At 42.8% G+C, this 26,315-nt stretch carries 24 protein-coding genes; 9 read left to right on the top strand and 15 right to left on the bottom strand.

The window, feature by feature from the left end:
- Positions 1–84 precede the first annotated feature (84 nt).
- Positions 85–1,278: a chloramphenicol efflux transporter CxpE gene (cxpE, locus tag C1A47_RS02645; RefSeq protein ID WP_111892127.1), complete on the top strand. Its 1,194-nt coding sequence runs from the start codon at positions 85–87 to the stop codon at positions 1,276–1,278.
- A gap of 21 nt (positions 1,279–1,299) precedes the next feature.
- Positions 1,300–2,022 (top strand): DnaA regulatory inactivator Hda, encoded by a 723-nt coding sequence (hda, locus tag C1A47_RS02640; RefSeq protein ID WP_111892125.1) that lies wholly within the window; start codon positions 1,300–1,302, stop codon positions 2,020–2,022.
- On the opposite strand, the gene C1A47_RS02635 is transcribed toward hda, so the two are convergent.
- The 5 genes from C1A47_RS02635 to C1A47_RS02615 form a co-directional block, all read right to left on the bottom strand.
- Complete coding sequence (locus C1A47_RS02635) at positions 2,019–2,444, bottom strand: DUF3106 domain-containing protein (RefSeq protein WP_111892123.1); 426 nt, start codon at positions 2,442–2,444, stop codon at positions 2,019–2,021. The two genes, hda and C1A47_RS02635, sit on opposite strands and share 4 nt — an antisense overlap.
- Positions 2,434–2,766, bottom strand: a complete 333-nt coding sequence (locus C1A47_RS02630) for a hypothetical protein (RefSeq protein WP_111892121.1) — start codon at positions 2,764–2,766, stop codon at positions 2,434–2,436. Before C1A47_RS02630 ends, C1A47_RS02635 begins: the two co-directional genes overlap by 11 nt.
- Positions 2,759–3,370, bottom strand: coding sequence for an RNA polymerase sigma factor (locus tag C1A47_RS02625; protein WP_111892119.1), 612 nt, complete (start codon positions 3,368–3,370; stop codon positions 2,759–2,761). The genes C1A47_RS02630 and C1A47_RS02625 overlap by 8 nt, the downstream gene beginning before the upstream one ends.
- A 148-nt stretch (positions 3,371–3,518) precedes the next feature.
- A complete protein-coding gene (locus tag C1A47_RS02620; RefSeq protein ID WP_111892117.1) occupies positions 3,519–4,304 on the bottom strand; it encodes a TrmH family RNA methyltransferase in 786 nt (261 codons plus the stop codon).
- A 62-nt stretch (positions 4,305–4,366) separates the two neighbouring features.
- Positions 4,367–5,338: a class 1 fructose-bisphosphatase gene (locus C1A47_RS02615; RefSeq protein WP_111892205.1), complete on the bottom strand. Its 972-nt coding sequence runs from the start codon at positions 5,336–5,338 to the stop codon at positions 4,367–4,369.
- A 176-nt stretch (positions 5,339–5,514) separates the two neighbouring features.
- Between C1A47_RS02615 and C1A47_RS02610 the strand changes: the two genes are divergently transcribed.
- Positions 5,515–5,727 (top strand): NF038105 family protein, encoded by a 213-nt coding sequence (locus tag C1A47_RS02610; protein ID WP_111892115.1) that lies wholly within the window; start codon positions 5,515–5,517, stop codon positions 5,725–5,727.
- Between the two features lie 41 nt (positions 5,728–5,768).
- On the opposite strand, the gene pal is transcribed toward C1A47_RS02610, so the two are convergent.
- The 10 genes from pal to C1A47_RS02560 form a co-directional block, all read right to left on the bottom strand.
- Positions 5,769–6,344, bottom strand: coding sequence for a peptidoglycan-associated lipoprotein Pal (gene pal, locus C1A47_RS02605; RefSeq protein WP_111892113.1), 576 nt, complete (start codon positions 6,342–6,344; stop codon positions 5,769–5,771).
- A gap of 40 nt (positions 6,345–6,384) precedes the next feature.
- A complete protein-coding gene (tolB, locus tag C1A47_RS02600) occupies positions 6,385–7,668 on the bottom strand; it encodes a Tol-Pal system beta propeller repeat protein TolB (protein WP_111892111.1) in 1,284 nt (427 codons plus the stop codon).
- Positions 7,669–7,735: 67 nt separating this feature from the next.
- Positions 7,736–8,221 (bottom strand): TonB C-terminal domain-containing protein, encoded by a 486-nt coding sequence (locus tag C1A47_RS02595; protein WP_111892109.1) that lies wholly within the window; start codon positions 8,219–8,221, stop codon positions 7,736–7,738.
- Positions 8,222–8,271: 50 nt separating this feature from the next.
- Entirely contained in the window at positions 8,272–9,684 is a 1,413-nt protein-coding gene (gene tolA, locus C1A47_RS02590) for a cell envelope integrity protein TolA (protein ID WP_111892107.1), read from the bottom strand.
- Positions 9,685–9,687: 3 nt separating this feature from the next.
- Positions 9,688–10,140, bottom strand: coding sequence for a protein TolR (gene tolR / locus C1A47_RS02585; protein ID WP_111892204.1), 453 nt, complete (start codon positions 10,138–10,140; stop codon positions 9,688–9,690).
- Positions 10,140–10,838: a protein TolQ gene (tolQ, locus tag C1A47_RS02580; protein WP_111892105.1), complete on the bottom strand. Its 699-nt coding sequence runs from the start codon at positions 10,836–10,838 to the stop codon at positions 10,140–10,142. Before tolQ ends, tolR begins: the two co-directional genes overlap by 1 nt.
- Before the next feature lie 13 nt (positions 10,839–10,851).
- The gene (gene ybgC, locus C1A47_RS02575) at positions 10,852–11,265 is read right to left on the bottom strand and encodes a tol-pal system-associated acyl-CoA thioesterase (protein WP_111892103.1); all 414 of its coding nucleotides are present in this window, start codon (positions 11,263–11,265) and stop codon (positions 10,852–10,854) included.
- A 15-nt stretch (positions 11,266–11,280) separates the two neighbouring features.
- A complete protein-coding gene (ruvB, locus tag C1A47_RS02570; RefSeq protein ID WP_111892101.1) occupies positions 11,281–12,279 on the bottom strand; it encodes a Holliday junction branch migration DNA helicase RuvB in 999 nt (332 codons plus the stop codon).
- A gap of 8 nt (positions 12,280–12,287) precedes the next feature.
- Positions 12,288–12,890 carry a Holliday junction branch migration protein RuvA gene (gene ruvA, locus C1A47_RS02565; RefSeq protein ID WP_111892099.1) on the bottom strand — a complete coding sequence of 201 codons (603 nt, stop codon included), beginning with the start codon at positions 12,888–12,890 and terminating at the stop codon, positions 12,288–12,290.
- Between the two features lie 17 nt (positions 12,891–12,907).
- Positions 12,908–14,251, bottom strand: coding sequence for a deoxyguanosinetriphosphate triphosphohydrolase (locus C1A47_RS02560; RefSeq protein WP_111892097.1), 1,344 nt, complete (start codon positions 14,249–14,251; stop codon positions 12,908–12,910).
- Between the two features lie 187 nt (positions 14,252–14,438).
- Here C1A47_RS02560 and C1A47_RS02555 point away from each other — a divergent pair, with 187 nt between their 5' ends.
- From C1A47_RS02555 to C1A47_RS02530, 6 genes are all read left to right on the top strand, one after another.
- Positions 14,439–15,143 carry a VIT family protein gene (locus tag C1A47_RS02555; RefSeq protein WP_111892095.1) on the top strand — a complete coding sequence of 235 codons (705 nt, stop codon included), beginning with the start codon at positions 14,439–14,441 and terminating at the stop codon, positions 15,141–15,143.
- A 132-nt stretch (positions 15,144–15,275) separates the two neighbouring features.
- Positions 15,276–19,043 (top strand): DUF4132 domain-containing protein, encoded by a 3,768-nt coding sequence (locus tag C1A47_RS02550; RefSeq protein WP_111892093.1) that lies wholly within the window; start codon positions 15,276–15,278, stop codon positions 19,041–19,043.
- A gap of 73 nt (positions 19,044–19,116) precedes the next feature.
- Entirely contained in the window at positions 19,117–20,211 is a 1,095-nt protein-coding gene (locus tag C1A47_RS02545; RefSeq protein WP_111892091.1) for an ATP-binding protein, read from the top strand.
- Between the two features lie 132 nt (positions 20,212–20,343).
- Positions 20,344–22,866, top strand: coding sequence for a DUF5682 family protein (locus C1A47_RS02540; RefSeq protein WP_111892089.1), 2,523 nt, complete (start codon positions 20,344–20,346; stop codon positions 22,864–22,866).
- A complete protein-coding gene (locus C1A47_RS02535) occupies positions 22,863–23,993 on the top strand; it encodes a VWA domain-containing protein (RefSeq protein WP_111892087.1) in 1,131 nt (376 codons plus the stop codon). The genes C1A47_RS02540 and C1A47_RS02535 overlap by 4 nt, the downstream gene beginning before the upstream one ends.
- Entirely contained in the window at positions 23,990–26,092 is a 2,103-nt protein-coding gene (locus C1A47_RS02530; RefSeq protein WP_111892085.1) for a hypothetical protein, read from the top strand. Before C1A47_RS02535 ends, C1A47_RS02530 begins: the two co-directional genes overlap by 4 nt.
- Positions 26,093–26,315: the final 223 nt, after the last annotated feature.

Below are 26,315 nucleotides of genomic sequence, written 5' to 3'. Positions count from 1 at the left end.
TTCTTACGTTATTTATGCATGAAAATGTTATCTTTGCTTAAATTATCCCTAATAAATAATCTATAAATTGAAGTAGGCAAATACATGACCGATCGTCCATTACGTCGTATCTTTATTTTGGCGAGTATTGCGTTATTAATCTGGCTGATTTATCTACTAAAACCGATTGTCATGCCATTTGTCGGGGCTTTTCTAATTGCTTATTTATTTAGCCCATTGGTTGCTCGTTTATCACGTATCGGTCTGCCTCGCTGGTTGTCGACCTGCATTGTCTTTTTTGGTATTACTATCGCTGTCAGTTTTGCTCTCTGGTATGTTGTTCCATTAGTCTGGAAACAGGTGATTTATGCACGTGATAGTATTCCTGCAGGTGTGCATTGGCTAAATTATCGCTTTTTGCCATGGGCTGAACATACTTTTAATCTAGAACCAATGCGTGTTGATACGGATCAGATGTCTAATGCAATCATGCAGTATATTCAAACTAATTACAGTATCGATAGCATTCAAACCTTGGTACTACGACTTGCTCAATCGGGATTAAACTTTATTCAGATTGGAGGCACAGTTGTTTTAGTGCCAGTAATTGCTTTCTACTTTTTGCTTGATTGGGAACGGATGCTTAAGCAAATGCATCGTTTAATTCCACGTCCATATGAAAAAAGCACCATGCATATTGTACGTGATTGCCATGCGGTATTAGGAGCATTTGTGAAAGGGCAGTTTTTAGTCATGTTTCTGCTGGGTGTCGTTTATGCTGTTGGTTTGCAGCTTATCGGCTTAGAAGTTGGTTTAATTATTGGAATGGTGGCAGGGCTAGCTAGTATTATTCCGTACTTGGGATTTGCTGTTGGAATTATTTCTGCTGTGGTCGCGACTTTATTCCAATTTGGAATCGACTGGATGCAGTTATTCCTTGTTGGTATTGTCTTCATGATTGGACAGGTCGTTGAGGGTTATATTTTACAACCATTTTTGTTGGGTGATAAAATTGGCCTGTCTCCAGTTGCCGTGGTTTTTGCTGTTTTGGCAGGGGCACATTTGGGTGGAATTTTAGGGATGTTAATTGCATTACCTGTTGCCGCGGTTATTGTGGTATTACTTAAACATGCACGCGAGTTTTATGAAAATACAACTTGGTATGGTAAATTGCCAGAAACGATACTAAGTCAAGAAAAAGGAAGTTTTATGAGTATGGAAGCTGAAAATATTAATGTTGATATAACAATAAAAAATCAGCAAGATAGCGAAAAATCAAGTAAGATTGATCCAGAATAAATTCTAGGTACATGTGCATTTATGCGTCAATTACAACTCGACATAGAACCTCAACTTGATGCCCGAATCAGTGATTTTTCTGGGCCGAGCTGGGGTCATGTTATTGATGCAATTCGCCAGTTACACGCAGGTTTAGTCAATCGTTTTTATGTATATGGTGGCGCGGGGACAGGCAAGAGCCATCTTCTCTCTGCCATTTGTGATTCTTATTGTGAAATTGGCAAGACAGCAATCCAAGTTTCATTATTGCAGTTGCTAGATGCACCAATTGAAGCAATTACGTCATTGGAACAATATGATCTTGTCGCTTTAGATGATATTGAAGCGATTAGTGGTGTCAAACATTGGCAAAAAGCCGTCTTTCATTTAATCAACAATAGTGATCAGGAAGGGCGACAACTTGTATTTTCATCGCGTTACGCACCAATCGAATTAAAACTTGAATTGCCTGATCTACAGTCGCGCCTTACTCAGGCGGTGAGTGTAAAGTTACCCAATGGTAGTTTATTCGCAGATCGGCAAGCACTTGTGTTGTCTGTGTTAGCGCGTCGAGGCGTTCATCTTGATCAGCAAATTATTGATTATTTATTATTAAATGGCCCACATCAGGCATCTTTGCTATTACAAGCTGTTGAGCGCCTGGAAAAACTTCTTAAAGGTGAGAAGACCAAACTTTCAAATGCAACATTGCGCCAAATTTATGCACTCATTGACGAGTATCAGCAAACACCATCGTCTAATTAAGTGGATGGTGCTGAAGCTGCGTGATTGACTTGTTGAAATTTCTGCAAATATTCTTGACGTATCGCATTACGCTCTTCTAATGTTTTTGCTTTTTGCATACGAAGACGCATGGTCTGACGTTGTTGCGTACTCATTTGTTGCCAAACATCACGCATTCGCTGTTGTTCTTGCTCTGGAAGTTGGGTAAACCAATCCATACGTTGTTGAATGCTATTACTTTGCTGGGCAGAAATATCTTTTAGATTTTTGTAGCGTTGAATGAGCTGTTTTTGCTGTTCTGGTGTTAGTTCATCCCAGTTATCATCGACTTGAGCAGTTGTTGTGCTTTTTGTGCTAAATGGCCAGAAACGTTCAAAGCCAGCAAAACTGGTTTGTAAAAATGCAAGTGCGCAAAAAGCCAAGGTCACTTTCTTAACTGCCATGAGAATTTTGATCCTCTCCAAACACCGTCACCATTTCTAAGTCTTCGACCATTTGTGGTGATAACTTATTGGCATTGTTATTCACAATTGCATGCTGAGCGTGGTTCTTCTCAGATATGTTAAATGCATTCGGCAATACCAAAAATCCTGTTAAGGTGGCAGCGAGTGCAAAACCTGTCATTTTCCATACAGAGTGTCGATGAGCTTTCTCGGCATGAATTTTTTCCATGACCTCATACATCACCACATTTTTATCTTTATGTGTATCTGCAAGATGGTCAAGGCGTTGCGTAATTTTCTTTGCAAAATCATCATTATTCATGTGATGATCCTCCAACATGTGGATTAAGGTGTGCTAATGCTGTTCTTAAACCTTGTATAGCGCGGTGAAAGTGGGTTTTTACACTACCTTCGCTACAGTTCATAATTTGGGCGGTCGTTTGGGTGTCGAAGCCTTCCCATGCGCGAAGCATAAAGGCTTGTTGTTGGCGCACCGGAAGCTGTCGAATCGCTTGTTGAATTTCTTCGATTGCCACCTCTTGATCTAATGCATCAAAAGGGTTGAGTTGCTGATCATCTGCGATTTCAAGTGCTTCTTCGTTATCATCATCAAGATTGATTTTCTTGAAGAATGAAAAAGGTTGAGCTCTTCTTGCTTCTTTACGACGCCAGTCTTGTAATTTGTTGTTTAAGATAGTGTAAAACAGTGGATACCATTCATCAATCTGTTTATCAGAATAAGATTTGTGCAGAGAAATAAAAGCTTCCTGCACTAAATCCATCGCAATACCATGTTGCCCCTGAGTGGCATTTTCCATCATCACCAAGGCACGACCAGTCACGTCTTTCATAAACAATTTAAGACGTTGTTCAGCCGTTTGGGCTTGACTCAGTTCAGACTTAGTCTCTTTTGGTGTTAGATCCATAGAGATGGAAAATCCTGTCATTGGATACCCACCAAATGCTTCAACAATTTATCTCTATAACGTCAAAACAGTATGGAAGGTTGACAATGTTACTCATTTTTTTCAGTTTAAAATAATTTTCACTAAAAAGGGGGTTAATTAAAATAAATTAAACGATTTGCTGACGTTGACGAACCATTTCAAATAAGCAAATTGAACCAGCAATCGCAACATTGAGGGATTCTTGTCCACCTGGTTGAGGAATGGTGACAGCTTTGGCATGAGTCAATGCATATTCAGAAGCACCTTGACCTTCGTTTCCTAAAATCCAGACACAAGCAGTACTCAAGTCCTGAGCATACAAGCTTTCAGGGCGATGTGAGCTGGTGACATATACTGGAATTTTAAATTCAGGAAGCAATAAGCGCAGATCTGCATTTTCAAAACATAAAAGTGAGAACTGGGCTCCCATGCCTGCACGTAAAACGCGAGGTGACCACAATGCAGCAACACCTTTGGTGCAAATGACTTGTTTTACATTTGCAGCAGCAGCTGAGCGTAATAAAGTTCCGACATTGCCTGGGTCTTGTACATCATCCAAGATAAGCGTATCAGCACTGAAATCTACAGTTTGGGCATGCTTAGGAATATCAATAATGGCTAGACATGCTAAAGATGTACCGAGAGTACTTAAATCTTTATATAAACTTTCACTAATAATAAAAATTTGACCTTGATAATGCTCCTGAATTTTCTCTAAATCAGGATGATCAAGTGCGGCTTCAGTCGTGAAAAGTGAAACTAGATTTTTGTGTGTTTGCAACCAAGCTAGGCAAAGGTGAGTACCTTCTAGAACAGTTTGCTGATGTTTTTTTCGATATTGGTTTTGCTCAATTAATGCACGTAAATGTTTGATTTTGGCATTATCTTTTGAGGCAAGAAAAGACATAGACATGAGATTAACCACTTAGATGTAAGGCTTAGCTTACATCTAAGTTCAAAACAAGAAAAGATAAATTAATGATAGCTGGTTACAAGTTCAACTTCGTCCTTACTACCTAAGATAACAGGTACGCGTTGGTGTAATTCAGTTGGCTGAATGTCAAGAATACGGACACGGCCAGTTGTTGCAGAACCACCTGCTTGTTCAATGATCATACTCATTGGGTTTGCTTCATACATTAAACGTAAACGACCTGCTTTTTTCGGATCTTTTAAGTCATATGGATACATGAAGATACCACTACGGCATAAAATACGATGAATGTCAGCAACCATACATGCAACCCAACGCATGTTGAAATCTTTACCACGAACACCTGTTTTACCTTCAAGAAGCTCTGAAATGTAACGTTGTACAGGTTGTTCCCAATGACGTTGATTTGATGCGTTAATCGCATATTCTTGTGTAGCAGGGTTAATGCTAATATCTTGTTTTGTTAAGATAAATTCTTGAGTGTCGATGTCATAAGTAAAGAAAACTGTGCCAGCGCCGACAGTTAAAGCAAGCATGGTGGATGGGCCATACATCACATAACCTGCTGCAACTTGCTCAGTACCTGCTTGCATAAAGTCTTCAGCTTGAGTCACGGCATTTTTTGCAGGAAGGATTGAGAAGATTGTTCCCACACACATATTAATGTCAATATTGCTTGAACCATCTAATGGATCAAATAAAACTAAAAATTGACCATTGTCTTGTGCTGCTGTGAAAGTGTCGAGTTCTTCAGAAGCTAAACCACCTACATTTGGATGTGCTTGTAGGGCATCAATTAAAATCTGATTTGAAATGACATCTAATTTTTTTTGAGTTTCTCCCTGAACATTTTCGTGTTCTGCACTTCCTAAAATTCCTGCAATTGCACCTTTTTGTAATGCTCGGTCAATGGTTTTACAGCTGTCAGTAATTGTTTGGATGACACTCGCTAACTCTGGCGTAAGATTTCCCGTTTGTTGTTTTAGATATTGGGATAATGTGACAGTTGACATAATGAGTTGCTCCAAATTTTGCGCAAATTGTTCTTGGCTAGAACGGCTGCGCATATTTTAGATGAGAACTGCAAAAAATAAAAATTTTCTTGACACAATTGACATTATTTTTCAGCTTGCAAGTCTTGTAGAACATGCTATGTTTAAATCAGAAAAAGAGAAAAGAGGATATCGTTATGACAACAAAGACTTTTGATGCCATGCCGACGCCAAACGAAGCAATTGATTTTACTGAAATTACCGATGAAAGTGTCAAGTCAGCTTGGGCGAAGTATGAAGCTAAACCAGAATATAAAGAATTTAATAAGCACGATATGATTGAATCCATGCAATCTTGTAAAATTGATGGAGAACATCATACGGAATCAGAAATGCTTGCTGAACAATAAAAAAGCGCTCCAAATTTGAGCGCTTTTTTATTGTGGTGTTCTTATTGTTGTTTAAGTAAAGGTGGAACAGCTTCGTAGTTAAGCTCTACTCGGCGGTTTTCTTTCCATGCGCTTTCGTCATGACCTGGGTTTACAGGCATTTCTTTACCATAACTCACTGTTTCTAGCTGAGTAGGGTTAACACCGTAAGAAACAAGGTAGTTAAACACGGATTTAGCACGACGTTCGCCTAATGCCATGTTGTATTCACGTGTACCACGTTCATCAGTATGACCTGTTAACGCAATCTTAGAACCGAGATTGGCTTTTAAAAAGTCTGCATGTGCTTGTAAGGTTTGGTAATCGTTAGGAGAAAGTTCGCTGCTATCATAATCAAAATGTACAACACGTTGAGCAAGGAAAGAGCGATTTGCGTCTGTAACACCTTTTGAAGATGCGCCAGCTAAATTGCGTGCATCAAGTGCAGCATCGTCACTTAAGCCATTTGTGTCAACAGTTGTAGCAGTTGATGGATTGGCTGTTGTATTGATTGGTGCAACAGGTTTACGGCTAGCACACCCTGTAAAAATCACGGTAGATGCTAATACTGGAAGGATAAGTAGTTTTAAAGCGTTCATAATGGATGCTCCATAATTACGATCTAGTCAAAATAAAAAATTATTTAGGTGCCCATGCTGGTTCACGAACTTCACCTTGTTCACTTGGAAGGTTCATTCGGAACTGACCATTGGTTGAAACAATTGAAAGTAACCCACGGTTGCCTTCATGTGTGGCATAAACCACCATTTGTCCATTTGGTGAAAAACTTGGAGATTCATCAAGATTGGTTGGGGTTAATACATTGAGCACGCCTGAGTTTAAATCCTGAATGGCAACTTTAAAGCTACTCCCTACAGGACGATGTACCATTGCTAACTTCTGACCATCTGCACTCAATGTACCGCGTGCATTAAAGGTTCCACGGAATGTAATACGTTTGGTCGAACCATCTGCAAAGGTATAACGATAGATTTGTGGTGTACCGCCACGATCAGATGTGAAAATAAATGATTTTCCATCTGGAGCATAACGAGCTTCAGTATCGATTGCTGAGTCATTGGTGATGCGTTCGTATTGGCGCGTTGCTACATCCATACGATAAATATCTGGGTTGCCATCCATCGATGATGTAAACAACATGTATTTACCATCTGGTGAGAAACTTGGGGCTCCATTCAAACCTTTAAAATGGGTTAATACTTGGCGTTGTCCTGTTGACAGATCTTGTAAATAAATTGCAGGGCGCTTGGTTTCAAATGAGACGTAAGCAATCTCTTTACCATCTGGTGTCCATGCTGGAGATAAAATTGGGTAGTGAGAAGACAACACAGTAAATGGTCGTTCACCATCGGTATCTGCAATTTGTAAGGTGTAGCGTTTGTCTGAATTTGTTGGATCACGAAGCACGTAGGCAATACGACCGCTAAAATCCCCTTGAATACCAGTCAGTGCTTTATAAATAGCATCACTCATCATATGTGCTGCTTGGCGCACACGTGATGTTGGAGCAGTGAGTACCTCATTAAGCAAGTAGGTTTGTTTATCAACATCATACAGCTGATAATGGATTTGGTAACTGTTGGCATCAGTTGAAGTGATTTTACCAACAACAACATAAGGAATTCCTGCTGCTTTCCAGTTTGCTGCACTGACATTGTCAATACTGGCTGAGGTTGGCAAGTTTTGTGATGCGCTGCTAAAACGTCCTGAGCGATTTAAATCCGATTCAACGATTGGATAAATGCTTTGGTCATTGCTAAAGGGAACAATCGCAATTTTTGGCGCTTGATCAGGTGCTTTGGCAATTTCAAGATGTAGTTGAGCAGATGCTGTTGTGGAAAGGGTTAAACCCAATCCTGTAACAAAGGCTAAGGCAAGAAGATGCTGACGTTTCATTTCCATCATTGTTATGCAGGTCTTAGGATGACAAGGTTTTACACAATCTAAACTATGCGTGCCAAATAAACTATTACTTTGCTGTAAAAGTTATATAAATAATGTTCGGGTATTTGTTCGATTTTGAGTATGGGTAGGGAGCAGATTGTAAAATTGCTTGACGAATACCGTCTTGCATTTCTTTTGAGTTGCTTTGAATTTCTGTGCTCAATACGTTGCCGCTTGAATCAAGTTGGATTTTTACTTTTGCGGTTTGTTCTGCAGTATTGTCTGGAACATCCCAAGCCGCACGAATTTTACATTTATACAGTTGAGCGAGCTGAGGGGGAGATAATTCCTCATCTGTTTCGAGCGTATTTTTAAGATTGAGTGTGTGACGACATGCTGCATCAATATTTGCTTGTTTTTTTGTTTCAGGTGTTGCTCTCATTTTGGTTGGTTTGAGCTGATTCGGTATAGATGCTGTCTGTTGGGCGGATACAGAATAACTAGAGCCTAGATTTATACAAGTAATTAAAGCGATTGAAAAATATCGAAAAGTTGATTTTAAGTTAAGCATGATTTTAAGTTGAGGTATGATTTTTGATGAAAATCATACCTCATTTGGGATTATTTTGATTTTGCTGTAACTGTAAAAGTTGCAGTAAATCGCTGAGCTTCTCGACGTGCATCAGGATCACTTGGCATCTGGTAAGGTGCAGCGCTGTACACAGCAGCTTTTACACTGGCTTTAACATCAGGGTCATTTGAATTAACAATTACAGCCGTTACTTGACCAGTAGGACTTAAACCTACTGTAGCTGAGGCTTTCGTACCTACTGCTTTTCCTACAGGAATTTCCCAAACCTTAGTAATTTTATTGGTGAAGTCGCGCGTTGCAGTTGAAGCAATCCGTTTGGCTTCAGCCTTTTTATTGGCAGCATCTTTAGCTGCTTGCACTTTGGCATCGGATTCTGCTTTGGCTTTTGCATCAGCCGCGGCTTTTGCAGCAGCCTGTTTTTTTGCTTCTGCATCGGCTTTGGCTTTGTTGGCAGCCGCTTTTGCTTCTGCCTGTTTTTTTGCCTCTGCATCAGCTTTACGTTTAGCATCGGCAGCTGCTTTTGCAGCAGCCTGTTTTTTCGCTTCAGCCGCAGCTTTAGCTTTATTGGCAGCCGCTTTTGCATCTGCTTGCTTTTTCGCATCTGCATCAGCTTTGCGTTTAGCATCCGCCTGTTTTTTGGCTTCAGCATCGGCTTTGGCTTTGTTGGCAGCCGCTTTTGCATCAGCCTTACGTTTAGCATCCGCAGCCGCTTTTGCTTCTGCCTGTTTTTTCGCTTCTGCATCAGCTTTATGTTTAGCGTCAGCCGCAGCTTTTGCATCAGCTTGTTTTTTTGCTTCTACACCTGCTTTACGTTTGGCATCGGCAGCTGCTTTAGCATCAGCTGCAGCCTTGATTTTTGCATTAGCTTCTGCTTGTTTCTTAGCTTGTAATATAGCCAGTTTTTTGGCTTCTGCATTTGCCTTATGTTTTGCTTCAGCCGCCGCTTGTTTTTGAGCATTTAATGCAGCTTGGCGCTTGGCTTCAGCAGTGGCTTTGGCGTCAGCCTCGGCCTGCTTTTTGGCTTCTAATGCGGCTTGGTGTTTAGCATCTTCAGCAGCTTTTTCTTTAGCTTGTTTAGCGGCAATATCTGCTAAATGTTGAGCTTCATTTGCAGCTTTTAGTTTTGCATTTGCATCGGCAAGTTGTTGTACTTGAGCTGCTGTATTTGGAGGAGTTTCTACTTTTTGTTCAGCAGGTGCTGGGTTGTCTGCTGGTGCGGCAGCTTGGGTCGAATCTTGTTTGGGGGCTGTTGCTGTTTCTGTATTGTCAGTTTGAGGTAATGTAGAAGGATCGACCAAATATGTTTTTAATTTTTTAGGTGGTTCAGGTGGTTTACTCAAACCTAAATACAATAATCCCACAATCGCAATGGCATGTACGCCAATGGTAAATCCAATTGCGATGGCTCTTTGTTTGAAAGGAGGTTTTTGGATCTGTTTCATAAGTTATTTCACAGGTTCAGTGAGCAAACCCACTTGTTCTAGTCCTGCTTGTTGCAAGTTAGCCATGAGTGTTACTACATCGCCATAAGGGCGAGACTTTTCACCATTCACCAAAACATTCAGCTGAGTGTGATCTTGGCTGGCTTGTTGTTGAGCTTGGCTCAGAATATCTTTGAGTTGATCGAGCGAAAGAGCCTGATCATTATGATAATCTTTATAGTTTAAATAATACTGACCATCTTTATTTAAACTCACAATCGCAGGTGCGTCTTTAGACTCAAAAGGAGTGCTATTGGCGTGAGGTAAGTCTACTTTGATGCTGCTGGTGATCATGGGTGCAGTGACCATGAAAATCACCAAAAGTACGAGCATGACATCAATGTAAGGGACAACATTCATGTCACTTTTTAGTGGTTTTTTAATACGCTCGAAGCGTCCTGAACGCTGAATGGCCATCATTCAGCATCCTGTGCAGGAGTTGATGCTTGGCGGTGCAATAACGCCACCATTTCTTCAGCAAATAAAGCTCGGTCTGAGTAAACGGCTTCACTTTTTGATGTGAAATGGTTGAAAGACAAGACCGCAGGAATTGCAGCAAATAAACCGATTGCAGTTGCAACCAGTGCTTCGGCAATACCAGGGGCAACAGTTGCAAGCGTCACTTGTTCGACAGCAGCAAGTCCAATAAAGGCATTCATGATGCCCCAAACAGTGCCAAATAAACCAATATAAGGTGCAACCGAACCAATACTGGCTAATGCACTTAAGCCTGACTCTAAATAACTTTGATCACGACTTAGACCAACACGCAAAATACGTTCAGTCCCTTCAATATTTTGAGTTAAAGGAACATGACGTTTTTTAAGTTTTAGAAACTCTCCAAAACCTTGGTAAAAAATATCTTCTAAGCCGTTACGTTTTGAATTCAGTTGAGCGTTGTTGTATAGCGTATTGAGTTCAGCACCAGACCAGAAAATTTTTTGAAAATGTTCATCTTGCTGCTGTGCTTTTTTTAAGCCCAAAGATAATCTGGCAATCAAGTACCAACTATACAGCGAAGCCAAAAACAGGAGCAGCATGACAGCTTGAACAACAGGGCTTGCTTGCAAAATTAAATCGGAAATATGCAGGGTAGCGGTTACTTGATTTGCCATTACAACAGGTCACTTATACTTTTTCTTGATCCAATTGAGCTTGAATCAACTGACGGAGATAATCGGGAAGTCGGCGTGGACGCATATCTTTACTTAAGCACGCAAGCTCAACTTCACCAGAAGCCAGCAAGATTTCATCACGATAAATTTCCTGTTGCAATACAAATGACGCAGTTTTACAAGAAATAACACGTGCAGTTACAGTGATTAGGTTATCCATCAGAATTGGGCGATGGTATTTGATATCAATTTTATGGACAACAAAGTTGTAATCGGTTTGGTGCCAATAATGATCGATACCAGAAGCACGTAGCCACTCAGTACGGGTGCGTTCCATAAAACGAATGTGGTTAGCATGATAAACAATGCCACCCGCATCAGTGTCTTCAATGTAAACACGTATTTTGAACTCAAAACGATTAGTCATAAATGTTTTCCATAATTAGGTTTCAGGAGGAACCAATCCAAATTGTAAGTAGGATTGATTAGTCGCAATTCGGCCACGCGCGGTACGCATGACAAAACCTTGTTGAATTAAATAGGGTTCGATGACATCTTCAAGTGTGCCGCTGTCTTCTGCCATGGCTGCTGCAAGGGCTTCAATCCCTGCAGGGCCACCATCAAAGCGTTCAAGTAACATGCTTAAATAACGTCGGTCTAAAGTGTCTAAGCCAGCTTTGTCGACATTGAGCATATCGAGTGCACGTTGAGCCATGTCTTGAGTCACTTCACCAGTACCTTTCACTTGGGCATAATCACGAACGCGGCGTAACAAGCGGTTGGCAATACGCGGTGTACCTCGTGAGCGGCGTGCAATTTCAGATGCCCCTTCACTGGTCATCGGGACATCCATTAACAGCGCCGAACGACTGACAATCGAGGTTAGATCCTCAACAGAGTAAAACTCAAGGCGTTGTACAATGCCGAAGCGGTCACGTAATGGCGATGTGAGCAAACCTGCACGAGTGGTGGCAGCAACTAAAGTAAATGGGGGTAAATCCAGTTTAATTGAGCGGGCAGCAGGGCCTTCACCAATCATGATATCGAGTTGATAATCTTCCATCGCAGGGTAGAGGATTTCTTCAATCACTGGAGAAAGTCGATGGATTTCATCAATAAACAGCACATCGCCTTCTTCGAGGTTGGTGAGCAATGCGGCTAAATCACCAGCGCGTTCAAGTACAGGGCCAGACGTTGATTTGAGATTGCCACCCATTTCACGGGCAATAATATTGGCAAGTGTGGTTTTGCCCAAACCTGGTGGGCCAAAAATCAAAGTATGATCAAGCGCCTCACCACGACCACGGGCAGCTCCAATGAAGATTTCCATTTGCTCGCGCACAACAGGTTGCCCAACATAGTCTGATAGCGTGGTTGGGCGAATGGCACGATCTATATGATCTTCAGTTTTTTCTACACTACTAATTAATCGATCTTGCATGGTGCTTATCATTTCATCATAGATTTAAGCGCCGCACGAATCAGGTCTGCGACATCGGTGTATTGATCTTTGACTAAAGCAATTGCTTTTTGTGCTTCAGCAGGTTTATAGCCCAATGACTGTAATGCTGCTTCCGCTTCTGCAATTGCAGAATTGCCAGAAAGTTTTAATGTGCTATTTGGATTGTTTGGTGCTGGATGACCAGATAGCCCCTTAATTCGATCTCTTAATTCAATTAATAAACGTTCAGCAGTTTTTTTGCCAACCCCCGGTACTTTGACCAAGGTATTTACATCATCATGTTCAATCGTTTGAATGAGTAGTTCGACACTGAGTGTGGATAAAATCCCCAGTGCCATTTTTGGGCCTACACCATTGACTTTGAGTAATGTTCTAAAAATGCTTTTTTCTTGTGCATCTAAAAAACCGTACAATTGTTGCGCATCTTCACGCACAACCAAGTGTGTCCATAGTGTCACTTTTTGGCCCTTTTGTAATTGGCAAAAAGTTGAAAGTGGCGTATCAATTTCATAACCAACACCATTGACGTTCAATAAGACGCATGGTGCCGTTTCGATGGAGATAATTTCGCCGATTAAGCAGCCAATCATGTAAAGGTTTCCTGAAATTAAATAAAAGAGGTTGGGCGACCTTGCAGAACTTGCGCAAGATCGTAAGCTTCATGGTCTGAAAACTTACTGATGATATCGAGTACCTGCATGATGTTTTGGTAGTGATTTTCCCCGAAATTTGCGCCAGATTGCTGCAAAATTGACATCATGCGCTGATCTTTAAAACTCAATTGCTTGTTTGGAACAGTGAGTGGAATGAACGCATCGAGAATAGATTGTAAACTCATGTGTGCAACAATTTCTAAATCTAACTTTTGTCTGTTACCAAAGATTTTATCGCGTGCCAGATTTTTTGCTTGTTCAATACCCGTTGAAATGTCGGGTGGACAGTATTGTAAAAGTGTTCCTTCAAGCTGACCTGTCATAATTTGGTATTGATGCTTGGCAAAAGCTGTCGTGACTTCATCGACAAGACGTTTCATGACACGTCCGCGTAAGGCTGCAATTTTTTGCTGCCATGTACTCCACGGATTTGAAAGTTCCGTTGGAACGCCATAATCAGCAATCAGGTTTAAAAAGATCGGTTCGACTTCTTGGTAGTTGAGAATGTTCAGGCTGATGCCATCTTCAAGGTCAATAAGTGCATAACACATGTCATCTGCTGCTTCGAGTAAATAAGTCAGTGGATGGCGACAGTAGTGATATTCACCGAGTTGAATCAGTCCAAGTTGTTCGGCAATTTCTTTTAAAATCTCTTTTTCGGTCTGGTAGCAACCAAACTTTGCACGGTGATGTGAAGGGCGGTCACCTTGAGATTCAATGGTTTTAGAGAGCCATGGATACTTTAAATAGGCACCTAAAGTACCGCAAGTTAAGCGCATACCGCCATCATTCGGATGATAATCAATTCGGGTTAAAAGCCGTAACCCTTGGGCATTGCCTTCAAACTGGCGAACATCGGCTTCTTCTTCTGGTGTAAGTTCTTTAAGAAAATCATTGTGGGAAGCGTCATCAAACCACTCACGAATGGCATATTCACCTGCATGTCCAAAAGGCGGGTTGCCAATGTCATGCGCGAGACAGGCAGCTTGAATAATTGCGCCAACATCGGCAGGCGTCACCCACACGGGTAAATCATATTTAATTTTCTCGGCAGCCATCATGCCAAGAGAGCGTCCTATACAAGACACTTCAAGAGAATGGGTGAGTCGTGTATGAACGCCATCATGCTGGGTTAGGGGGTGAACTTGGGTTTTTCGGTTTAGTTGTCGAAAGCTTTGTGAAAATATAATGCGATCATAATCTTTATGAAATGGACTACGGCCGAGTTGTTCTTTGTCACTTTTTTTTGTGCCTAAACGAATTGGGGATAGCAATTCTAACCAACGCATTTGTCTCATGAATTCAGTTTTTATTCCTTTTAAAAACACATCATGCCAAAAAAGCTTCTGGGACTCTAGGGGATAACGTCAGGACTTGTCGTAATTGCGAAACCGATAATGTTTGATACTACAGAAGTGTCGAAGTTATGAGCAATTTCATGCTATATACAGTAACAAACACCTCATAAGACCAAGAGTAAAAATAATGACAAGACATTCTTATCACCATGAAAAACATTATACCGAACGCTCAGGCTGGTTACGTGCCGCAGTGTTGGGGGCGAATGATGGCATTATTTCTGTGACGAGTCTGGTGATTGGGGTTGCCGCCAGTGGTGCGACGACTCAGACAGTTTTGGTGAGTTGTGTTGCGGGGTTAATTTCTGGCGCTGTTTCGATGGCGGCAGGTGAATATATTTCGGTGAAATCTCAGCAAGATATCGAAAATGCTGACTTGAAAATGGAAGCTTTAGAGTTGGATCGGCATCCTGAACAAGAACTCAAAGAGTTGACTAAAATTTATATGCAGCGGGGATTGGAGTCAGCACTTGCCGCAGAGGTCGCCAAACAGTTAACGGCACATGATGCTTTGCAAGCGCATGCCCGTGATGAAATTGGAATTGTTGAGCAGACATTGGCACAGCCACTACAGGCAGCCTTTTCCTCAGCCTTTTCGTTCTCTGTTGGTGCATTGTGTCCGTTGGTTGCAATTTTACTTTTCCCAGCACACTGGATTCAGATCGGGGTAGGTACTGTTGGGGTTCTATCTTTGGGAATTTTAGGTGCTGTTGCAAGTTATGTAGGTGGGAGTCATGTTTTGAAAGGGGCTTTACGTGTGATGGTTTGGGGTATCTTGGCGATGCTCTTTAGCTTCTGGATTGGCTCACTTTTTGATGTAGAGGTTCATTAATAAGATATTAAAGCTATGCGACAGATAATGTCGCAAACAGCATAAAACGTACAATAAATTTTATAAAATTTGATTATACTTTTTACAGATGAGAATGAATATCTATTAAAAGAGAAGATAAAAGGTCAGATAATGTTAGAGCAATTACTTCGTAAGTTTGGTTTTGAGGCAGAAGATAAGAAACAACAAAAAGTCGCAGCAGAGTTGCTTTATAAAGTGATCACGCCACTGCAAGCACTAGATTCACAATATCCCACGCAAATTTTTGATTATATTTGGTCAGGACAACATCCTGAAATTTTAATGACATTACAGTCCCGTCAAAATGATGATGTTGCAATTTTATTGGACAAACCTGCAACGCTAAATTGGTGGCACGTTTCACCAAGTTCACAGTTTCTTGTACAAAACCAAAAGAAGTTAATCAATCAATCTAAAAATGCTCGAGTGAATTTATATAACCAGATTGGAATGGGTTTAGGCCTTGAGCAAACAGTACGCTTTGGTAAATTCTTAGCCGCAGCAACTCGTGAACAAAATATTACGCGTTTAAATGCTGAAGTTCCGAGCTGGTTGATCTATTTGATGATTGATGGATTGCATAGCAGTTTGGGCGATCGTGCGATTAGTAAAAATATGCAGTTTCGCAAAAACTGGTCTGTGCAAATGCTGCATGAACTCTTAGCGCAAGAACAGTTGGATGGCACACTGGTTTTTAATGTGCTATTTGACCGTGACGATATGTCTGAGTATTACTGGCGTAACTTGGACTTATTTTATCGCTTGCCTGATTTAGAGGAATATATTCAGCAACATGCTGATGTTTTTGCAATGCTGTATCAGAAACTCTCAGCTAATGGTCAACTGAATTTATTTAATTATTTAGAGTTAAAGCCACATGTTGTTAAGCAGTTTCCAGCTCTGATTGTCAGTTGTGCGGTGTCTAGCAGTAAAAAAGTTCGCAGTGCTGCACAATCGATGCTTAGCAGTTTGGAGAAAAAAGATGTACAGCAGTATTTGGCTGAGCGTTTAGCCAATGCTGCGCCCAAAGAACGAGGCTATGCTGCCGATTTGTTGGCGCGTTTGGGTACAGTCAGTCAGGCCATTTTAGAGCAGGCTTTATCTCAGGAAAAAAGTAAAACGGTGGTACAGGTGATTGAACAGGCTTTGGCGCGTTTGTCTTCACTTGGTCGTGCCGAGCAGCAAGATCAATACGATATTCCAAGTTATGAACTGATTCAGTTTGTCCGTTTACCTGAGCAAGCCAAAGATATTTTGCTGCAAAATTATCGTGATGTACTGGCAAAATCCAAACAAGATGCTGAAGCTGAGATTGAACAAAACAAACAGCAAGACTGGAAAAGCAAATGGCGTCAAGGGCACTATCAGCGTTTACAAGAAATTGGTGAGCAGAAGATTCTCAGTTACTTTGAGGTGTTAAATGGTGATTTATCCGCTAAAAAAACACCTCTTGATCAGGAAGTCATTTTTTATAAACAGCGTTTAAATCAGTTATCTGAATATAACCTGATTCATTTTCTGATGGTGATTGGACATCGTTATATACGTAATCAACGTTTGAATTTAAATACTTATGTTCTTAATGATTATTTAAAAGCTGAGGATTATGCCAAGCTTGATTTGCGTCAATTGCGTGATGCAATTCAGCTGGCGGGTATTTATAAAGCTAATGAGTCAGTTGCTTATTTCTTATTGCAGTCAAACTATGATGATGCTTTAGAGCGGTTAAGCCCTGAGCATGTTTGGCCATTTTTTGCGGAGCAACCTGATTTTTTGGCTGAAGCTCTGGGCTTATTACCTTCGCAGCTACATGGCTATTATGAAAGTTATGATGTGGCTGCTGCCTTGCAAATTTTGAGCTATTTCCCGCAGTTACCTACCCAATTCATCCCGCGTTTACTCGAACTGGCTTTGGGCGAAAGCAAAAGTTACCGCTTACAGGCACAGCAATTATTACAACGATTACCTGACATTCGCTTACGTGCAGAAGAAGGTTTGGCATCGAGTAAGCAGGAAATCCGTATCGTTGCCGCTGAATGGCTCGTCCGTCTCAACGATGTGGCTGCGATTGCTGCATTACAAGCCGCTTTGAAAAAAGAAAAACGTGAAGTGGTGATTGCAGCATTACTGACTGCACTGGAAAAGTTGGGTGAAGATATTTCTGCGCATTTGTCGCCTGAACACTTACTCAAAGATGCAGAAAAAGGCTTAAAAGCCAAATTGCCAACCAGTCTGAAATGGTTGCTAGATCAGTCTTTTCCTGCATTGACTTGGCAAGATGGAACAGCAGTCAGCGAAACCATTTTACGCTGGTGGGTGGTGTTGGCACATAAACTCAAAGATCCTGTTGGGAATGCGTTATTTCAGCGTTATTTGAGTTTATTGTCACTCGATAGTCAGCAGCAATTGGGTGAGTTCCTGTTTGCAGGTTTTGCCCATCAGGATGTGCGTTCACCAACCCAAGAAGAGGCTTTAGCAGAGGCGCAGCAACAAGCACCTGCACGGTTGAAGAATTATCAGGATTCGTTTAAGCGTTATGGTCAGAAATACCCTGAGTATTATGGGCGTTATGAACATATCACGCTTGAGCAAGTCATTGAGGAAATCAAGCGCGAAGTGCTGTCACGTTATTTGGGTTCAGCCATTTCTGATAAAGGAATTTTGGCACTGAGTAGCGGGATTCAGGGGCATAAAGCTGTGCGCCTGTTGCAGCAATATATGAAAGATCATTACCAACGTCGTGCGCAAATTGAAGCCATGCTCGCCGCAATTTCTAACAGCAATGATCCTTTAATTATTCAATTTTTACTGTCGATTGCGCGTCGTTATCGAACCGCTTCGGTACAGGAAAAAGCACGTCAGTATATTGAGGTGATTGCAGAACGCAATGGCTGGAGCAATGATGAACTGGCAGATCGAACCATTCCTACCGCAGGGTTTGATGAGCAAGGTGTTTTAAGTTTGAGCTTTGGTGAGCGCGAGTTTACGGCGGTGCTAGATGATCAGCTCAAAATGATTCTGAAAAATGAAGAAGGTAAAGTGATTAAGGCATTGCCTGCACCACGCCAAACTGACGATGCCGATCTGGTTAAAGAAACCAAAAAGCAGTTCAGTAGCAGCAAAAAAGAACTGAAACAAATCATTGATTTGCAAACTGCTCGTTTATATGAAGCGATGTGCGCCAACCGTCATTGGACCGTCAATGACTGGCAGCAGTATTTGGCTGAACATCCTGTGATGCGTTTGTTGATTCAACGTTTGGTCTGGCAGGAAATGGCACAAGGTGAAGTGTTAAATACCTTCCGTCCAACCGAAGATGGCAGTTTGATTAATGCTGACGATGATGAAGTGGAACTCAGCCAAGACAGTGAGATTCGTTTGGCGCATGCTGCACTGATGGATGCTGATGAGATTGCAGCATGGCAGCAGCATTATAAAGACTATAAAGTCAAAGGCTTATTTAAACAGCTTGATCATGTATTGCCTGAACTGGAACTGGAGAATAAAGATCAGGTCGATGACCATTTGGGCTGGATGACCGATACCTTTACCTTGCGCGGCACAGTCACCAAACTGGGCTATCAGCGTGGGCAAGCAGAAGATGGCGGCGTATTTGAGTATTACTACAAAACCTTTAATAGTCTGGGGATTTCGGCATTTATTTATTTTAGTGGCAGTTATTTCCCTGAAGAAAATATGCCTGCGGTGCTGTACCGTTTGAGTTTTAGCAAAGTCAAAGGGCGTTCTTGGAACAGTAGTGATATGCAACTCAAAGATGTACCGCCGATTTTATTTGCAGAGTGCTATGCCGACTATTTGGCTGTGGCGGCTGCATGCAGAGGTTTTGACCCTGAATGGCAAAAGAAAACCCCTTGGTAATCAAAATGATGCTGACTTGATTTATTGGGGTCGGCACGCAAAGCAATAGATCACAATAGAATTGGTTAAGTACATGACACAACAACAGATTATTAAACAGAGTGCCGAGCAGCGTTTTCAGGAAGAACTGGACATTTTGACCCAAAATGATGGCGGTGCTGTCAAGCCATTGGGCTGGGTACGTTCACCTAAAGCCGTCCGTCAGTTTATTTTAGGTAATGAACAACTCAAGATCAGCCGTAAGTTTTTTGGGGATGATGCACTGGTCGATCGAGCCATTGTGACTTTACTGGGTAAACAGGGCTTGATGTTAGTGGGTGAACCAGGAACCGCTAAATCCATGCTCTCAGAATTACTGGCAGCCGCGATTAGTGATGATTCTGGTTTAACAATTCAGGGCACGGCTGGCACAACGGAAGATCACCTGAAATATTCATGGAACTATGCCTTGCTTCTCGCTGAAGGGCCGAATGAAAAGTCGCTGGTGCCATCGCCTGTGTATCAAGCCATGCAGCAAGGGAAGATTATCCGTTTTGAAGAAATTACCCGCTGCCCGCCTGAAATTCAGGATGTACTGGTGTCTTTAATGTCTGAAAAAACCATGATGATTCCTGAGCTTGGGCAGCAAGGGCGAATTTATGCCAAGGCAGGGTTTAATATCATTGCCACAGCCAACTTACGCGATCGTGGTGTGCATGAAATGTCTTCGGCACTCAAACGCCGTTTTAACTTTGAAACCGTGAAACCGATTGCTGATGCTGTGTTTGAACGTGAACTGGTCTTTACTCAGTTACAACGTGAATTGGGGGATTTGTCAGCACAGGTCAATATTTCTGAATCGGTCATTGATCTGCTTGTGACAATTTTTCAGGAATTGCGTCAAGGAACCACCAAAGATGGTACAACCCTTAAAACTCCAGATGCGGTGATGTCAACTGCCGAAGCGGTGAATATTGCCTATGCTGCGGCATTGGAAGGCTATTACTTGGGAGATCAGAGTCTAAATGCTGCGGCGATTGCCAAACAGTTGATTGGCGTGGTGCTCAAAGATAACCCTGATGATGCCAAGCGCATGCGTTTTTATATGGACAATGTGGCGCGTGAACGTGCCAAGCAAGATGCAACATGGAAAGCCTTTTTTGATGCAGGCAAAACCTTCTGGCAATAAGCCTTGTGCGCTTTCTTCATCAAGTTCGCGTGATACCTGTTGATGCAGGCAATCGCACGACCCAGTTTGCATCGGGTCTGTAATGGTTTTAGTTGACAGACCTTGCGACCCTGCCTTGGATATAGATCACACATGACTGACACCACTTTGCCCACCCGTTTACAGCAAGCCCAACACTGGCAAAATCAGCTTGCTGAACGTGGTATTCATTTTCTTGCAGTTCGCCATCATAGCCCTGCCTGTGCCTATGCAACTTTACAGGCATTACAACAATTACAACCTGCCCATGTGCTGATTGAAGCCCCTAAATCATTCAATCCTTTACTGAACGATTTGCAGCATCCTGACAGTCAGCCACCACTGGCAATTTTATGTCAGACTGAACTGAGTACGTCGAATCTAGTGCCAGAATCAGGTACAGAGACGCCACAAAAACCCTATCGCAGGGCTTATTTTCCATTTTGTGACTATTCGCCTGAATGGGTGGCATTGCGAACCACTAAACAGATCAATGCACAGGTGGAGTTTATTGATTTGGCATGGTCAAGTCAGGTCGCACATGAACAGCAAGTCAGTCACACACAAACATGGCAGGCGCAAAGTTTGCAGCAGGAGCGCTATTTGGCACATAGCCAGTATATTCAAGCACTGGCTAGTCGCCTGAATTGCCGTAACCATGATGAATTGTGGGATCATTTATTTGAACTGAAATCCAAGGCTGAACTGAGTCACTGGCAGCAATTTTTTGCTGAAGTTCAGCTTTGGTGCAGCATGTCACGACTGGATTATGAGCCGAGTGTGCTTGCGGCAGAAGCTTCCTTGATCCGTGAACGCTGCATGTTACAATCGATTTTAGACTGCCAAGCACAGGCACGGGGCGACATCTGTATTATTACAGGTGGCTTTCACACCTTGGCGCTGATTGAGGAGCTGGCAGGGCAGTTATTGCAAGACTCACCGAAGCCCCTGAAAAAGTTTAAATCTGCCGATCAGGAGGATCAGGCATGGCTGATCCGTTATAGCTTTGACCGTTTGGACGCTTTGAATGGTTATGCCTCAGGCATGCCATCCCCCGCATTTTATCAACGCTGTTGGCAGCAGTTGAATACGCCATCTGAACAGAGTGATGCCGAGCAACGTCAGCGTTTATGTATTGATGTCATTTCCGATTTGTCACAACAATTGCGTCAGCAGCAAGTTCTAGACAGCAGTTTTATTACCGTAAAGACCGCCAGTGAGCAGGCAGTGGGTTTGGCTGCCTTGCGTGAACATGCGCTGATCAGCCGTTATGACCTGATCGATGCCTGCCAAAGTAGTTTTGTTAAAGGCAGTCTAGATGATGGGCAGCAGGCGTTTCAACAGACGTTGATGCAGCTTTTGAGTGGAGCACAGCTTGGACAAGTGGTTAGCTCGACCCAAACGCCACCGCTACTGGCGCAAGTGGTGGAACTTGCCAAAGCACATCGTTTTAAACTGGATGATACCATCAGCAAACGCGCCAAACTGGATGTTTTGCGTAATCCTAAACATCGTTTACGCAGCCGTTTTTTACACTTACTGAGTTTCTTGCAAGTGGGTTTTGCCCGACATCAGACAGGCCCTGATTTTCTGACAGGTGGGCAGTTACATTTATTGTTTGAAGAATGGGAATATGCGTGGACACCGCAAGTTGAAGCGCGACTGATTGAATTGTCTGCGGAAGCAGGGGATTTATGTACTTTAGCCATTCAGCAATTGCTTCAACTGAAACAGCGTTTTTATGAAGCAGGTCAAGGACGTTCATCACATCAGGCGGTGCAGTTGTTGCTGCGTGCTGCGGTGATGGGGCTGCATCAACAGATTCCTGCCTTGTTTACCGAAGTGCAGCAATATTTACCCAATGATCCTGAGCTGTCTTCGGTGATTCAGTGCGGACAAAAGCTACTGAACTTGTGGACAGGTAAAGATTTCCTCGGTTTTCAGCAACAGCCTGAACTCAAAGCCTTACTGCAACAGGTTTTGCCGAGTGCCTTATTTTTACTGGAACAACAGAGTGCACCTGCGCCTGAGCAACAGCAAACTGTACTGCAACAGGTGCTGCAATTACGCGAATTGGCACAGCAGATTGAACGGATTCTAGATTGCCCTCAACGATTATTGAGCCAGCTTTATCAAAGTTTGCAGCGTTTGGATGTTGCATGGCAGAAAATTGATTTGTTGGCAGGTGGTCGAGATGCATTGGCATTTTTGGATGGGAAATATGCCGAGCAGGACTTACAGCAATCGTTGTTACAGCGTTTTGGCATCGGGGCAACCCCTGAACATGCGGTGCAATATTTGTCAGGCATTTTACAGGCTGCGCCTGAGTTGTTGCTGCATTATCGGGAATTAGGCGATTTGCTCAATCAACTGCTGGCCTCTTGGGATGAACAGACGTTTATCGCATTGTTGCCCGATTTACGTTTTGCCTTTACCTATTTAAAACCCAAAGAAACGGCGAATTTTGCTGAACATATGGCACAGCTCAATCAAGTGTCGAGTTTGAGCTTAAGTGTCGTGAGCAGCGAAATTTCGCAAACCGAGATGTTGCAAGGCGTGCAGCTTAATCAACAATTATTACAACTACTTCAACAGCAACAATTAGAAACATGGTTCACGCAGGAGGAGCAGGCATGAAGCAAGAACACGATACGGCTGCTCGTTGGCGCTTGGTGCTTGGACGTTATAGCGACCGTGCTTTAAATCAGGTTCAGCTCGATGCTGAACAACTGCGATTGGAACGCACATTAGATTATTTATATAACCGTGAATATGACGGGCGTGGACAAGTGGCAGGGCAGTCCCGTCATGGTTCACTGGATAATTCACAATTGACTGCGGTGAATTGGTTGAATAGCGCCCGCAAGCTCTTTCCAGAAAGTACCTTTGAACGCGTGCAGACCCAAGCGATTGAGCGTTATCAGCTCGATGGTTTGCTCAAAGATGCCAATACGTTGCAGCATCTTGAGCCAACCCCGCAGCTTGCCAAAGCCTTACTAAGTATGCGCGGGCGGATGAATAGTGAAACCCGTGATGCTGTACGCGAGATTATTCGTCGTGTAGTCGAGCAAATCGTTGCCCGTTTGAAGGCAAATTTTGTCAATAGCATCCATGGACGCAAGCACCGTTTTCGCCGTTCATTAATCGCGAATAGTCAGAACTTTGACTGGCGGCGTACCATTCAAGCCAACCTGAAACATTACAATGTCGATTTACAAAAACTGGTGATTCAGCAGCCATTTTTTAATGCGCGGGTACAACGACATTTGCCGTGGACGGTTATTTTGTGTGTTGACCAAAGTGCCTCGATGCTAAGTTCGGTGATGTATAGCGCGGTCTGTGCCAGTATTTTAGCCAGTTTGCCTGCGGTGAAAGTACATCTGGTTTTATTTGATACCAATGTGGTCGATGTTTCACATCTTGCCAGTGATCCTGTGGAAGTTTTGCTGACGGCACAGCTTGGTGGGGGAACAGATATTGCCAAAGCCGTGAATTATTGTGAGCGTTTGGTGACTCAGCCGAATCGCACCATTTTTACCCTGATCAGTGACTTTGAAGAAGGCGGTTCGGTGGCGCATTTACTGGGGGGAATTAGTCGCCTGAGTAGTCAGCAGGTAAAGCTGCTTGGATTGGCGGCACTGGATGAACAGGCACAGCCTGTGTATGACATGCAAATGGCACAAAAACTCAGTGAACGGGGTATGTCGGTGGCTGCACTGACGCCTGAACATTTTGCTGAATGGATGGCAGAGGTGATGCAATGAGCTGGAAAATTCAATACTTATCTTATGATCAGGATAGTCTGGCTACCTTTGCCAATGCGGGATTGGTTCGCCGTGCATTAAAAGATGTCGATGCCAATAAAGTCAGTTTGCAGGAAGAACAGCCCGATCAGGTGTTGATTCAAAGTGATGGTCAGCAGGTCTGTTTGAGTGCAACAGGCTTACATCAGGCGCAATGTTCGTGCCCTGCAACAGGTGCATGTAAGCATATTGTCGCAGCGGTGTTGTGGTTACAGCAAAATCATCAGAGTACAAGCACTGCTGAAAGTTCCTCAACCGAGGAAACAGCAAATTCAGTGATTGAGGAAGCATCGCCTACGGTTGATGTTTTGGCGGAAATGCTGGCACTTGATTTGGATCAGATTGCCAAGAAAATCGGGAAAGCTGCTACGAAAAAAGCCATTCAGTGGGCACGACAATGGCAAAAGCACAGCATCAAGATCAGCATTGAAGCCTATCGGGTTCGAGTACAGTTGCCTGAGTTAGATGAGCAAGTCAGCTATTTGGCTGGGGCAGGTTTTGCTGGCATGCTATCCGATGCTGAAAAAGATCAGCCTGCTTTGCATTTAGCGGCATTGAGCTTGGTACAGTTTCAATATGGAAAAATTTGGCAACAACTGGAGCTGAGCGATCAGGAAAATCCTGCCTTGCTCAGTGACAGTGAACGCCAGTTTATTCAAGAGCTACAGCAAGACCTCACCCAGTTATTACAACAGGGCTTGGCACATATTAGCAGCATGACGGCACGGCAATTGCATTTACTGAATGTTTCTGCACGTAGTGAAGGCTTGCCCCGTTTAGCAGGCATGTTGCGTCAACTCAGTGGTCAGGTGAGTGCGTTAGTACGCCGTGATGAACATGCCAATGAACGAGAAAGCCTGTGTTATATCGTGCAAATGTTGAGTTATCTGCATCAGTTGCAGCACAGTCATGCCGAGCATTTGATTCAGTTACGTGGACAGTTACGACAGAACTATCAACACGATAGCGAACAGTCAGAGTTAGATTTATTACCGCTTGGGGCGAGATGGTGGCATGCCCAAGGTGGTGCGCGTGGTTTAAGTTTGTATTTTTGGGAAATCCAGCAGCAACGTCCAATCGATGTGACCATCGCCCGTGCTCAAGCGCAAGATCCTAGTTTTGACCGTTATCGGGCTTGGGGGCAGCACAGTATTTGGCAACATACTGCCGAAAGTCTGATGCAGCGACATATACGTTTATTGCAGCCACGGTTTTCTGAGCTGGGGCGCTTGTCCAGTTCAGGTTCAAGTCAGGCACATCAGCTTGCCCAGTTAAGCTTGGAACATTATCAGCCGCTTTTTGAGCAAGTCGCATTTCAAGACTGGCATCAGTTACAGCAACACTGGCAAAGCCAAATGCAATCTGTGGAAGGTCTGGAGCAACAGGTGTTATTGAAAATTGCCTGTTGTGACTCACCTCAGGTCGATGAAATTGAACAGTGTTTGTGGTGGTCAGTCTACGATGCCGCAGAGAATGTTTTGCAGCTACGTTTGGACTGGAACACGCAAAGTCTGGAGCGTATTCGTAAATTGGAACGCTTGTGTCTTGAGCCTGAAAAAATTGTTGCAGTATTTGCTTCATTATCAGTCCAGTCACACCAGTTGCGTTTAACACCCATCAGTTTGTTTTTAGATGTGGCTCAGCCTAGACAGGTACTATTTCAGCTTGATTTTGATGCCGTACCGCATCAGAAAAAAACACTGAAAGACAGTATAGTCGGGCGAATTGAGCAATTGCTCGCCAAGAAAAAACAGCATCAACAGCACTATCAATTACAGCAAACTTTGGCTCAGCGTTTATGCGAGCCTGTGCTTGATGTACTGTGCAGTTTAAGCAGCTCGGGGCGCTTGTGGTTGACCGACTCGCAGCGCCAGATTTTGCAAGATCAGCAACAACTGGCACAACAAGCGGGCATGTCATTTCTACAACAGCAATTAGCACAGACACTTGCTAGACCTAAGTTGACCATTGATCACTTGGTTCGTCTGGTGTATCTCTGTGATATGGCAATGCGGATGCAGGTCAGTTTACCAATCTATTTTTTATCCGAAGTGCCTTAAATCTGAAGATAGGCTGCCGAATAAGGTATTTCTGTTGCCTATTTGTTATACAGTTAGATCAATTTAAAAAAAAAATTGTGTTTTAAATGAGCAGTGTAAAAAAAATATATCGAAAAAATAAAGACTTCATGGAAATTCGTTTACATAATCCTGATTCTTGATCTAGCTGATTTTGGCTTTTCACAGTAGAATATGCGCTCTCTCTAAGTCACATTGCGGTAAC

The organism is Acinetobacter sp. MB5 (genome assembly GCF_003261585.1).
GTDB lineage: Bacteria > Pseudomonadota > Gammaproteobacteria > Pseudomonadales > Moraxellaceae > Acinetobacter.
Note: the sequence above shows the minus strand (reverse complement) of the source record. Positions and strands in the feature narration are given on the sequence as shown.

What these genes read in the sequence shown, in the direction of transcription:
- C1A47_RS02550 (WP_111892093.1), top strand. Translation starts at nt 15,276, where the DNA reads ATGTTAGAGCAATTACTTCGTAAGTTTGGTTTTGAGGCAGAAGATAAG.
- ruvB (WP_111892101.1), bottom strand. Translation starts at nt 12,279, where the DNA reads ATGCAAGATCGATTAATTAGTAGTGTAGAAAAAACTGAAGATCATATA.
- hda (WP_111892125.1), top strand. Translation starts at nt 1,300, where the DNA reads ATGCGTCAATTACAACTCGACATAGAACCTCAACTTGATGCCCGAATC.
- cxpE (WP_111892127.1), top strand. Translation starts at nt 85, where the DNA reads ATGACCGATCGTCCATTACGTCGTATCTTTATTTTGGCGAGTATTGCG.
- C1A47_RS02535 (WP_111892087.1), top strand. Translation starts at nt 22,863, where the DNA reads ATGAAGCAAGAACACGATACGGCTGCTCGTTGGCGCTTGGTGCTTGGA.
- ybgC (WP_111892103.1), bottom strand. Translation starts at nt 11,265, where the DNA reads ATGACTAATCGTTTTGAGTTCAAAATACGTGTTTACATTGAAGACACT.
- C1A47_RS02620 (WP_111892117.1), bottom strand. Translation starts at nt 4,304, where the DNA reads ATGTCTATGTCTTTTCTTGCCTCAAAAGATAATGCCAAAATCAAACAT.
- tolR (WP_111892204.1), bottom strand. Translation starts at nt 10,140, where the DNA reads ATGGCCATTCAGCGTTCAGGACGCTTCGAGCGTATTAAAAAACCACTA.
- tolA (WP_111892107.1), bottom strand. Translation starts at nt 9,684, where the DNA reads ATGAAACAGATCCAAAAACCTCCTTTCAAACAAAGAGCCATCGCAATT.
- C1A47_RS02530 (WP_111892085.1), top strand. Translation starts at nt 23,990, where the DNA reads ATGAGCTGGAAAATTCAATACTTATCTTATGATCAGGATAGTCTGGCT.
- C1A47_RS02615 (WP_111892205.1), bottom strand. Translation starts at nt 5,338, where the DNA reads ATGTCAACTGTCACATTATCCCAATATCTAAAACAACAAACGGGAAAT.
- C1A47_RS02545 (WP_111892091.1), top strand. Translation starts at nt 19,117, where the DNA reads ATGACACAACAACAGATTATTAAACAGAGTGCCGAGCAGCGTTTTCAG.
- C1A47_RS02630 (WP_111892121.1), bottom strand. Translation starts at nt 2,766, where the DNA reads ATGAATAATGATGATTTTGCAAAGAAAATTACGCAACGCCTTGACCAT.
- C1A47_RS02540 (WP_111892089.1), top strand. Translation starts at nt 20,344, where the DNA reads ATGACTGACACCACTTTGCCCACCCGTTTACAGCAAGCCCAACACTGG.
- C1A47_RS02560 (WP_111892097.1), bottom strand. Translation starts at nt 14,251, where the DNA reads ATGAGACAAATGCGTTGGTTAGAATTGCTATCCCCAATTCGTTTAGGC.
- pal (WP_111892113.1), bottom strand. Translation starts at nt 6,344, where the DNA reads ATGAACGCTTTAAAACTACTTATCCTTCCAGTATTAGCATCTACCGTG.
- C1A47_RS02595 (WP_111892109.1), bottom strand. Translation starts at nt 8,221, where the DNA reads ATGCTTAACTTAAAATCAACTTTTCGATATTTTTCAATCGCTTTAATT.
- C1A47_RS02555 (WP_111892095.1), top strand. Translation starts at nt 14,439, where the DNA reads ATGACAAGACATTCTTATCACCATGAAAAACATTATACCGAACGCTCA.
- ruvA (WP_111892099.1), bottom strand. Translation starts at nt 12,890, where the DNA reads ATGATTGGCTGCTTAATCGGCGAAATTATCTCCATCGAAACGGCACCA.
- C1A47_RS02635 (WP_111892123.1), bottom strand. Translation starts at nt 2,444, where the DNA reads ATGGCAGTTAAGAAAGTGACCTTGGCTTTTTGCGCACTTGCATTTTTA.
- C1A47_RS02610 (WP_111892115.1), top strand. Translation starts at nt 5,515, where the DNA reads ATGACAACAAAGACTTTTGATGCCATGCCGACGCCAAACGAAGCAATT.
- tolB (WP_111892111.1), bottom strand. Translation starts at nt 7,668, where the DNA reads ATGGAAATGAAACGTCAGCATCTTCTTGCCTTAGCCTTTGTTACAGGA.
- C1A47_RS02625 (WP_111892119.1), bottom strand. Translation starts at nt 3,370, where the DNA reads ATGGATCTAACACCAAAAGAGACTAAGTCTGAACTGAGTCAAGCCCAA.
- tolQ (WP_111892105.1), bottom strand. Translation starts at nt 10,838, where the DNA reads ATGGCAAATCAAGTAACCGCTACCCTGCATATTTCCGATTTAATTTTG.